General features: G+C 39.9%; 8 protein-coding genes and 1 pseudogene. 8 read left to right on the forward strand and 1 reads right to left on the reverse strand.

Translation table 11 applies throughout. From position 1 onward, the window contains the following. Positions 1 to 59 precede the first annotated feature (59 nt). A complete protein-coding gene (locus tag ABRT01_RS10670; RefSeq protein ID WP_367747085.1) occupies positions 60 to 1784 on the reverse strand; it encodes a sigma-54 interaction domain-containing protein in 1725 nt (574 codons plus the stop codon). Between the two features lie 154 nt (positions 1785 to 1938). On the opposite strand from ABRT01_RS10670, the gene ABRT01_RS10675 reads away from it, so the two are divergent. From ABRT01_RS10675 to ABRT01_RS10710, 8 genes and pseudogenes are all read left to right on the forward strand, one after another. Beyond that, on the forward strand, positions 1939 to 3120 hold the full coding sequence (locus ABRT01_RS10675) for an NAD(P)/FAD-dependent oxidoreductase (protein WP_367747088.1): 1182 nt from the start codon (positions 1939 to 1941) through the stop codon (positions 3118 to 3120). Then, a complete protein-coding gene (locus ABRT01_RS10680) occupies positions 3121 to 4158 on the forward strand; it encodes a proline racemase family protein (RefSeq protein WP_367747090.1) in 1038 nt (345 codons plus the stop codon). It abuts the gene before it with no gap. Beyond that, on the forward strand, positions 4159 to 5076 hold the full coding sequence (locus ABRT01_RS10685; protein WP_367747092.1) for a proline racemase family protein: 918 nt from the start codon (positions 4159 to 4161) through the stop codon (positions 5074 to 5076). Between the two features lie 54 nt (positions 5077 to 5130). Beyond that, positions 5131 to 6027: a 4-hydroxy-tetrahydrodipicolinate synthase gene (gene dapA, locus ABRT01_RS10690; RefSeq protein WP_367747095.1), complete on the forward strand. Its 897-nt coding sequence runs from the start codon at positions 5131 to 5133 to the stop codon at positions 6025 to 6027. Positions 6028 to 6131: 104 nt separating this feature from the next. Further along, positions 6132 to 7619 carry an aldehyde dehydrogenase family protein gene (locus ABRT01_RS10695; protein WP_269409427.1) on the forward strand — a complete coding sequence of 496 codons (1488 nt, stop codon included), beginning with the start codon at positions 6132 to 6134 and terminating at the stop codon, positions 7617 to 7619. A gap of 615 nt (positions 7620 to 8234) precedes the next feature. Then, a pseudogene (locus ABRT01_RS10700) lies at positions 8235 to 9400 on the forward strand (acyl-CoA dehydrogenase family protein). A gap of 104 nt (positions 9401 to 9504) precedes the next feature. Continuing rightward, complete coding sequence (locus tag ABRT01_RS10705) at positions 9505 to 10644, forward strand: acetyl-CoA acetyltransferase (RefSeq protein ID WP_269409426.1); 1140 nt, start codon at positions 9505 to 9507, stop codon at positions 10642 to 10644. A 3-nt stretch (positions 10645 to 10647) separates the two neighbouring features. Continuing rightward, complete coding sequence (locus ABRT01_RS10710; RefSeq protein WP_269409425.1) at positions 10648 to 11046, forward strand: Zn-ribbon domain-containing OB-fold protein; 399 nt, start codon at positions 10648 to 10650, stop codon at positions 11044 to 11046. The last annotated feature ends 204 nt before the right edge of the window (positions 11047 to 11250 follow it).

Raw genomic sequence — 11250 nt, forward strand, 5'->3', positions numbered from 1 at the left:
ACCCCGATTTTTACTCTACTCTCCAAATTATCATGCAAGTTTGATACCAATTTTTTCTTTTATGTATCAATGCCAAGTTTTTTTATTCTATTGTACAGCGTGGCTCGGGTTACCTGCAGATTTTTTGCGCACTGCAATTTGTTATTATCGGCCCTTTTTAATTCACGGATGATGATTTCTTTTTCGAACGCTTGCAATCTATCGCTTAATGAGCGGTTATCATTAGAAATCTGCTGTTTAGCGATGTCTCCTGGCTGGGATTGGACGCTAGCTGTCTCAAAGGGTAAATCCTCCAATTTCATTTCTCCATCCTCTGAAAATACGACAAGACGTTCCACCACATTTTTTAGCTCACGGATATTCCCCGGCCAATCATGCTGCAGCAATGTCTGCATAATCGTTTGTGACACGCCATGGATAGGACGATTATACTTTATGGAAACTTCATATAGAAAGTAATGGGTTAATTCAATAATGTCCTCAGGCCTATTCCTTAGGGGTGGAATTTCCAGACTTACGACATTTAATCGATAATAGAGGTCTTCTCTAAATTTTCCGGCTTGAACAAGTTCCTTTAAGTCGCGATTGGTAGCCGCTACAATACGAAAATCTACTTCAATTTCTTTAGTGCCGCCAACGGGATAGAACTTCCTTTCTTGCAGTAAGCGAAGTAATTTGACCTGCATTTCCAGCGGCATTTCACCAATTTCATCCAAAAACAAGGTACCTCCTTTGGCTAGCTCAATTTTACCTTTTTTTCCTTTTTGGTCAGCGCCGGAAAATGCCCCTTTCTCATAACCAAATATTTCACTCTCAAAAAGTGCTGCAGGAATCGCACCACAATTAATTGCTACATATGGTGCGTTCTCATTTTCACGTAAAGTGTGCACAGCCTTGGCGAATAATTCCTTTCCAACTCCACTTTCACCATAAATAAGAATATTGGCGTTGGTTGAGGCAGCTTTTTTTGTCTGTTTAATTGTTTGTTTTAATGCTGTACTATTTCCTTTGATGTTCTGGAAAGGGTTATCAGTTGGTCTGATTTTATTGACCTCCTGTTCCAAAGAAAATAGTTTTTTCGATGCATTGGATAATTCATTATGAAGACGAATTTGGCTGGTAATATCTGTTTCTGATACAACGGCTCCGATTATTTTGTTGTTTAAATAAACCGGATTTGAATTAATCAATACGGCCAAATCTTCACGCGCATGGTGCTGGCTATGGTGAAGAGAGGTACCAGTTTTCAATGAATTTAACACTTCCAATTGATCAGGACGAAAAAACTCTGTAATTGGTCTGCCAATAATATCATCTTGTTTAACCGAGAATATTTTCTCCGCGCCTTTTGTCCAGTATAGTACGCGCTGGTCTTGATCAATAACTGTACAAGATTCATCGATAGTATCAAGAATCGCCGATGAAAAGGCTTGTAAATGCTGGTAGGCTGACAACAGATGTCTGGTTAATTCCTGCAAACATAGATAGCCAATGATCATCCCTTTTTTATTCACTACGACCAGATTTTGATTGTGGTCCAATGACTGTACCACATCCGTTATTGAGGCATCTATTTCAACTTCTCCACACTCTGTATACTTTAGTTGTTCTGTTTGGTGTAGTACTGTAACAAGATATATGCAATCACCGTAAATATACACGACTTGCTTCGACGTTTCCGCTCGTACTATTTCTTGTAATTTAGCAGGTGTGACATTCTTTTCGTCAACAACGACTATATTTTGTTTCATAATTTGCTTGAGGTCTGAATGTAAAAAGACCATTTTATCCCGTCCTTGTGTATAAAATGTTTTACACCATTAAAAACATTTTGACACAATTCATTTATAAATTCAACATATTTTGAATGTATCTCCTGTTTATTTTTGGCACGTGACTTGCATGATTAATTATGATGTAAGAGAGAGGAGGGCTATCATGAATAATCAACTTCATCGGGACATTGTTGTTATTGGTGGCGGGATCATGGGGGCGGCGATTTCTTACTATAGTTCGAAGGCCGGTCTGGATATGACTGTCCTTGAAAAAGGAGAGTTGGCAAGTGGCACGTCATCAAAGTGCGATGGTAATATTCTGGCGATTGATAAAGATCCCGGCTTTGACAGCCAAATGTCCTTAAAAAGCCAGCAATTGGTCCATACGTTAAGTAAAGAACTGGAAATTACGTTTGAATACCGTAATCCTGGCAGTATTTTAGTCTGTGAAAATGATGCAGAAATGGAAGCAGCTAAAAAGTGGGTAACCCAGCAACAAGCGGCAGGGCTTGATTTTCGAATGCTTAATCGGGAGGATTTACGTAATGAATCGAAATACTTTGCCGATGACCTGTATGGTGGGCTTGAATGTAAAACTGATTCGACCGTTAACCCATATATGTTGGCGTTTTCATTATTTGATAGTGCAGAAAAGCTTGGTGCAAAGATACATACCAATACAGAAGTAAAATCAATTGCAAAAAAATCTTCGGGTGAATTTGTGATTAAAACTAATCAGCAAACATTTACTGCCAACAAAGTTGTTAATGCTTGTGGTGTTTGGGCTCCAACAGTCGGTGAAATGGTAGGTATTCAAATTCCTATTAAACCGAGAAAAGGCCAGTTAATCGTTGCCTCAAGACAACAGCCGGTGGGATTAAGAAAAGTCATGGAGTTTGGTTATCTAATTTCAAAGTTTGGTGGGGAACGACAAGTGGATGAGTTAACTGAAAAATATGGTGTCGCCTTGGTCTTTGAGCCAACCGAAAGTCAAAACTTTTTAATTGGTTCAAGCAGGGAGTTCAATGGCTTTGACACTAAGGTAAGTCAGAAGGTCACACAACTTATCGCTAAACGGGCAGTGCGTTTTTATCCGAAAATGGCAGATATGTCTGTTATCCGTACATACGCTGGGCTGAGACCGTGGACGGAAGATCATCTACCAATCATTTCTCACATTGATGATGTTCCGGGATTTTATGTTGCTGCGGGACATGAAGGGGATGGCATAAGTCTTGCGGCAGTTACGGGAAAGGTTATGCAAGAAATGCTCACGGATCAAGCAACATGTATCCCAATCGAACCGCTTCGTTATGACCGATTTAAGGAAAGGGTGACGTGCTAATTGAATTTTCAGCGTCTATTTTCAACGATTGATACCCATACAGGTGGCAATCCTACCAGAACTGTAATTAGCGGATTGCCACCATTAAAAGGAAATACAATGTCAGAAAAAATGTTGTACATGAAAGAGAACTATGATTGGATTCGTAAATTTTTGATGAACGAACCAAGAGGTCATGATGTGATGTCCGGGGCTTTGCTTGTTGACCCTTGCCATCCGGATGCCGATGTTGGGGTTATTTACGTTGAAACAGGTGGTTATTTACCGATGTGTGGACATGACACGATCGGGGTTTGTACCGCACTTGTTGAAGCGGGATTGATTGAGGTAACTGAACCGTATACACATATCAAATTGGATACACCGGCGGGGTTGGTTGCGACTAAAATTAAAGTAATGAATGGGAAAGCGAAAGAAGTTACATTTAATAATGTCCCAGCTTTTCTATTAAAATCGATAGAGATTGAAGTTGAAACAATTGGACAGGTAAATTGTGACATTGCCTATGGTGGTAATTTTTACGGGATTATTGATGCCAGGAAATTAGGTTTGGAATTAACGAAAGAAAATGCAACAGAGATCATTGATAAGGCGATTACAATTCGGAACAAAATTAATGAAACTGTGGAAGTTGTCCACCCGGAACATCCATTTATTAATGGAATGACACATATTGAATTTTATACTGATCCAGTTCATCTGGAAGCGGATCTAAAAAATACGGTTGTTGTCCCTCCTGGTGGTATTGATCGTTCCCCTTGTGGGACAGGAACTTCAGCAAAACTGGCAAGCTTATTTGCAAAAGGGGAACTTGACGTAGGCGAGTTATTTGTTCATGAAAGTATTGTTGGTTCGTTGTTTAAAGCCAGAATACTGGGACTTACAAACATCCAGGATTATCAAGCGGTTCTCCCTGAAGTGACCGGATCAGCATGGATCATGGGCATGCATCGTTTCTTTTACGATGAAACCGATCCATTAAAAGAAGGATTCCTGTTGATTCCACCGATGGAAAGACATGAGAAAGAAGGGGTATAAATGAATTTTTCGACGATATTTTCAACCATTGATGCCCATGTTGCCGGGGAAGCATTCCGCATTGTCGTCCACTCATCGATCACATTGGATAAGGGAAGTATCCATGAGAATCATGAATATTTGCATACAGCATATCAAAATGAATTGGATTTTTTATTAAATGAACCACGTGGTCATCAGGGAATGCACGGTTGCATTGTCATACCATCAAGTGTTGCCGATGTCGGGTTACTGTTTTTTGTCCATAGTCGCAAAAAAGTGTTTTCCTATAGTGCTTTAATAGCAACGGTGACAGCCCTTATTGAGACAGGTAATTTAGCGCGAACGGAAAATGATTGCTATCGGATTGAAACGGTTAACGGGATATATACTGTTCAAGCCACTTGTACGAATGAGCAAGTTGGCGCCATTTTGTTGGAAAGCAGCACCCATTTGCTAGAAAATCAATCGGACTATCGTGTTGTAGAAGTCAATGAATCCAGACGTTATTTGATAAAAGCATTACCGGATGAAATCCCAAGTATTCAACTCGAATATTTATCAGCCATTATGAAATGGGGGAAAAAGGCTGCACAGCAATACGGTAATACCTATCCCGATCTATCAGGCATTATTCTAGCTCAATCAAGCGACACCGCCTCAAACGAGGTACGTTCGATTACCTTTGACCCCGACGGAAATATTGTTCGTTCTCCTGGTATTGATAGTACGTTTGCTATCTTTACTGCACAACTTGAGGCTGGAAGGGAGCATACTAAGCTGATAAATAAAAGCATTTTTGATAGTGTATTGGTTGCAAATCTGGTCGACAAAACGAATAAACGGTTTTCTATACAAGCACAAGGATTCACGACAGGGATGCATCACTTTACTTATGACAGGGATGATCCATTGAAAAACGGATTTCTATTAAAGTAATGAGGCTATGTTTTATTTAAAATGAGTATCACAATCTTAAGGAGGAATTTGATCATGAAACAGTTAGAAGGAACATTTCCCGTATTAATTACACCGATGACGGATGATTTTGAAGTAGATTACGAGGGCCTAAAGAAAAACATTGACCATTTCGTAAATGAAGGTGTTTCGGGGATTGCAGTAAACGGGAGTACAGGGGAGTTTGTTAGTCTGACCAAGGAAGAACGCTATAAGATAGCTGAAATAGCTGTCGAACAGGTAAATGGTGACATTCCAGTTATTGTAGGAACGGCCGCTGAAACAACAACGGCTGCCATTGAATATACCAAGCAGGCGGAAGCTGTCGGTGCGGATGCTGCTTTATTAATTAATTCGTATTATGCCCATCCAAAAGATGAAGAGATTTATGAACATTTTAAAGCGGTTGCTGATGCTGTCACGCTTCCTATTATGCTTTACAATAACCCGTTTACGTCCGGGATTAATATTGGGACAGAAACAGTATTAAATGTGGCACGAAAGGTTGATAATATCACACATATTAAAGAATCCAGTGGTGATATCAGTAAAGTTCGGGATATTACGAGACAGGGAAAAGGATTTCTTAAAACATTTTGTGGTGCAGACAATTTAGCATTAGAGTCGTTTTTAGTTGGGGCAACTGGCTGGATTTCTGTTGCAGCAAATATAGTACCACGCTTGGCAGCTGATTTGTATAATAGTGTGAAAGAGAAAAACATGGATCGAGCCTGGGCATTATATGATGATTTGCTTCCGTTATGCAACTTACTTGAGGGGGAAGGAAAGCCGGTACAAATCGTAAAGCGAGCCATGGAACTGCAAGGTTTTGCCGGTGGGCCGTCACGTAAACCAAGACTTCCTTTATCGACGGAAGAAGAAGCAAAATTAAAAAGCGTCTTAAACAACTTAATATCAGTTCAGCAATCATGATGCAAACATTCACTATCGTGCGAAACTATTAGTCTGGCAAAGCAACCAAAATATTCTTGGATGCAGAAACAATTGGTGATGAATGAAATGAGGAGGTTTTTTCCTTGGCTACAAAAGAAATAGTTTTAAAGTCAAAAGTAAAAGATTTTTTACAAGGTGAAAAGGGACTTTATATTAACGGATCTTATGTACCGTCCATCAGCGGGCAGACATTTGATGTGATCAACCCGGCAACGGAAGAGTCCATTGCAAAGGTGAGTGAGGCAAAAGCAGAAGATATTGACGCTGCTGTTGGTGCAGCGAAAGAGGCATTTGATTATGGAGAATGGACAAAGATGGAAGCAGCTGAACGCTCGCGCCTTATTTATAAGTTTGCCGATTTACTTGAAGAACATAGAGAAGAACTTGCACAGCTTGAAGCCTTAGATAACGGTAAGCCTTATAAAATGGCATTGGAAGATGATGTAGATGGAACGGTGGAGCATTTTCGCTATTATGCGGGATGGGCGACGAAAATTACGGGAAAAACGGTAAACGTATCTCCTGATTATTTGAACTATATCGTGCATGAACCAGTTGGTGTGGTTGGCCAGGTCATTCCGTGGAATTATCCGCTTGCAATGGCTGGATGGAAACTTGGGTCTGCTTTGGCGGTTGGATGTACCATTGTTATTAAACCAGCTGAAAATACACCGTTATCTCTGCTTTATGCAGCAAAATTATTTAAAGAAGCGGGTTTTCCGGATGGTGTTGTCAATGTTGTACCAGGGTTTGGCGATGTAGCAGGCGAAGCACTTATCACGCATAAAGATATTGCGAAAGTGGCTTTCACCGGATCAACAGCTACCGGGAAGAATGTGATGAAAAAAGCAGCCGATGATATGAAAGGAGTGACGTTGGAACTTGGCGGAAAGTCACCCAGTATCATATTAGAAGATGCAAATCTCAAGGAAGCGATTGAAGGTTCTTTTAATGGGACCATGTATAATCATGGTCAAAACTGTAGTGCAACGACACGTGTATTTGTTCACCGCAGTCATTATGATCATGTTGTCGAAGCATTAGCGGAACGTGCTAAGGCTATGAAGCTAGGATCGGGTCTGGATCCAGAAACAGATATGGGACCGCTTATTTCCGAAAAACAGCAGAAAAGGGTACTTGATTATATTGAAAAAGGGAAAGTGGAAGGAGCACGTTTGGTTACAGGCGGAAAGAAAGCTTTTGATAAAGGTTATTTCGTTGAGCCTACGATCTTCGCCGATGTGGAAGATGATATGACTATTGCTAGGGAGGAGATTTTTGGACCAGTGATGGCTGTGTTCGTCTTTGATGACGTAGAAGAGGTCATCAAGCGGGCTAATGATAGTGATTATGGTTTAGCAGCTAGTGTATGGACCGAAAATATTCGAACAGGTCACTATATTGCTGGCAAATTGCAAGCAGGTACGGTTTGGGTAAATGATTTTGGCTTAGAGCTTGAAACAATGCCTTTTGGTGGCTATAAAAAATCGGGTATTGGTAGAGAAATGGGCGGAGAATATGGTCTGGCAAATTATACTGAAATTAAAAGTGTCTTGGTAAGAGTGAAGTAAAAAGACCCTATGTGAAATTAACTAGTGAATAAAAGCAATAGAACGGATACAAAATGCGTACGTATAAAATATACAAAAGTAATAAGCGTTTAAGTAAATCCAAAGCAAGAAAAATACCGGGGCCGGGACAAAACCTGGTCTGTCCGTGAGGGGGCAAAGAGAAAGTAGAAAATGAATTAGGATTTGCATTTATTGCGGTAAACTTGAGGAAGTACACCGCCATAAACACAAATCAAACAATAGATAAGGAAAATCGTTCAATGAAAATGGTTCCGATCATCAAAAACCGATGATCGGAACCATTTTTAAGTTATTTTGGGCTAGTTATGTCTCGGCCGCCCCTATTTAATGCTTGCTCATTTCAAAATCTGCAATTTTTTGAGGAAGAGGTCAAGCATAAAAAAATTTATTAAATTCATTAAAAGCGCTTTCATTTTGATTTGAGAGATGATATAATATTTTTAAAATTTGGATAACGACTAGTTAGTATCCAACTAATACTAAACAGTCAGTAGTTTGATGTGAATAATAAAAGCTTTCCAAACATTTAACCTTTTTATTTATCAGTCAAAGGTTGTTCTCCAATATTTATATCTAACCAAGGAGATGAATAGAATGGACTTTACTTTAACAGATGAGCAAAGAATGGTGCAAAAAACAGTAAGAGATTTTGTTAATAAGGAATTAAAACCGTTGGAACAAGAAGTGTTAAAGAATGAAAGAGAAGGAAAACCAGGTATTACAAAAGAAAAAGTAAAAGAATTACAGGAAAAGGCAAAAGAAATTGGTTTCTGGGGAATCAATACACCAGAAGAGTATGGTGGAGCAAATCTTGGAGCAATGATGTCTGCATTAATTGCTATGGAGATGGGACGTACATTTGTACCGTTCAGTTTTGGTGGTTCCGCCGATAACATTCTTTACGATTGTAATGAGGAACAAAAAGAAAAATATTTGTACCCCGTTATTAATGGTGAAAAAAAATCCTGTTTTGCGATAACTGAACCAGGAGCGGGTTCTGATGCTAAAAGTATTAAAATGCCTGCAGTAAAAGATGGAGATCACTGGATATTAAATGGAGAGAAGGTATTCATTACTGGGGGAAATGAAGCAGATTTTGTCATGGTTTTTGCGGTAACGGATAAAGAAAAAGGAGCAAATGGCGGGGTAACTTGTTTCTTGGTTGATCGTGATATGGGTTGGCGCTCTGAATATATTCACACAATGGGTGAATGGGGACCAGCGACATTAATCTTTGAAAATGTACGTGTGCCTGAAAAAAACATATTGGGTGAAGTAGGTGAAGGGTTTAAGCTGGGATGAAATGGATTGGAAATGGTAGAATTATGATTCCGGCTCGTGCAGTGGGTACTGCTGAAAGACTACTGCAAATGGCCATTGACTATTCTCAAACGCGTGAAACATTTAGAAAACCTATTGCAGAAAGGCAAGCCATTCAATGGATGATAGCAGATTCTGCCGTGGAAATTGAAGCTGCAAAGTGGATTGTGTTACGTGCAGCATGGATGGCCGAAAAAGGACTTGACGCTCGTCATCAGTCGTCTATGGCAAAATTAAATGGAGCAATTATGGCCAATCAAGTGGTCGATCGTGTACTGCAAATTCATGGTGGAATGGGTTATACGAAAGAGTTACCAATTGAAAGATGGTATCGTGAATTACGTTTAACTAGGATTTTTGAAGGTACGGATGAAATTCAACGCCGTACCATTGCGAGAAATTTATTAAAAGGATATGTAAAAGTAGGGGAATTATTATAAGTCCATGCCGCCTTTAAGAAAAACGATTTATTTGATTTCGTTACTTGTCTCATAATACTTTAAATAGTCAAAAATACAGTGTGTTTTTGGAAAGGTGGATATGAATGAAATCTGATAGAACTGCTGCAATCGTTGGTGTTGCAGAATCAGACTTGGGTAAAACGCCCAATAAAAATGTGTTGCAGCTGCAAGCACAAGCGGCAAAAGTTGCTTTAGCCGATGCCGGTCTAACAAAAGACGATGTTGATGCATTATTTACGGCTGGTAATTGGGCCTGGGCACCTAGTCTGATGCTGGCAGAGTACTTAGGCATTGATACCAAATATACGGATTCAACAAACATAGGTGGCTCTTCATTCGAAGCACACGTAGGGCATGCGGTGGCGGGAATTGAGGCGGGATTATTCGAAGTAGCATTAATTACTTATGGAAGTACCAATCGTACAAATCCCATGAATTCAACATTTCGTGCACCTTTGACAGCACAGTATGAACTTCCATATGGGTTGCCGACACCTGTTGGCGCATATGCCTTGGCAGCAACAAGACATATGCACCAATATGGAACAACGTCTGAACAGTTGGCAGAAGTTTCTGTTGCAACGAGAAAATGGGCATCGATGAATGAGAAGGCCTATAAAAGAGAGCCGATAGAAATTTCGGATGTACTTCATTCACGATATATTGCAGAACCTCTTCATCTACTAGACTGCTGTTTGGTTACTGATGGAGGCGGCGCTGTCATAGTCGCGTCAAAAGAAGTTGTTGCGCGAACGAAGAAAAGACCTGTTTGGATTTTGGGACACGGGGAAGCTAATTCCCATAATACGATTGTTAATATGCCTGATTTAACGGTTACTAGCGCTCGTGAATCAGGACAAAGGGCGTTTGAAATGGCTGGCGTTTCACGTACAGAGATTGATGTAGCGGAAATTTACGATTCCTTTACAATAACAGTCCTTCTTACTTTGGAATCTCTAGGTTTTTGTGAACCTGGAGAAGGCGGAGCTTTTGTAAGCGGTCAGCGAACTGCACCCAGCGGGGACTTCCCTATGAATACAAATGGTGGTGGATTGTCGTACGGTCATCCTGGTATGTATGGAATATTTCTCCTCATTGAAGCAGTACGCCAACTAAGAGACGAATGCGAGGCGCGTCAAGTAGATAATGCAGAAATTGCCTTAGTCCACGGTACTGGAGGAGTCTTATCCTCTACTTCAACTGTTATTTTAGGGAGGGATTAAAGAATGAGTCAAAAGATCTCCAAGCCAGTAACTGATGAAGAATCCCGGCCATTTTGGGAAGGTCTTAACAACAAGGAATTATTAATACAACAATGTGGTTCATGTGGGGAGAATATTTTCTACCCGCGCTCCATTTGTCCGTATTGTTTTTCAGAGGAAATTCAGTGGAGGAAGGTCACTGGAAATGGGAAAATATACAGCTATACAGTAGTACACCAAGCATTTGGTCCATATAAGGAAGAAGTTCCATTTGTTGTTGGTATTGTTGAACTCGATGAGGGCGTAAGGATGATGACTCGTATTATAGGAGATAGAGAGCAAATCGAAGTGGATAAAGAGGTGACAGTGCTATTCGAACAAATAGACGATGACTTCACTCTTCCATATTTTCAACTAGTCTGACACCGTAATTTCAAAGTTGGATAAAATTGAGGCTGGGACAAAACTCCAGTAAATAAAAATTAAGGCGTAGGAGCTTACACTAAAAAAAGTGTAGGCCCCACGCCTTTTTTGACATTATTTTAGTAAACAAAAAGGACACCTTTTGATAAAATTAAAGTAACTACACAATAATTTATGGAGGTGTCCTTATGTTTAAACATTATA

It is taken from the genome of Lentibacillus sp. L22 (genome assembly GCF_040812445.1).
In the GTDB taxonomy this organism is placed as follows: Bacteria; Bacillota; Bacilli; order Bacillales; family Amphibacillaceae; genus Lentibacillus_C; species Lentibacillus_C daqui.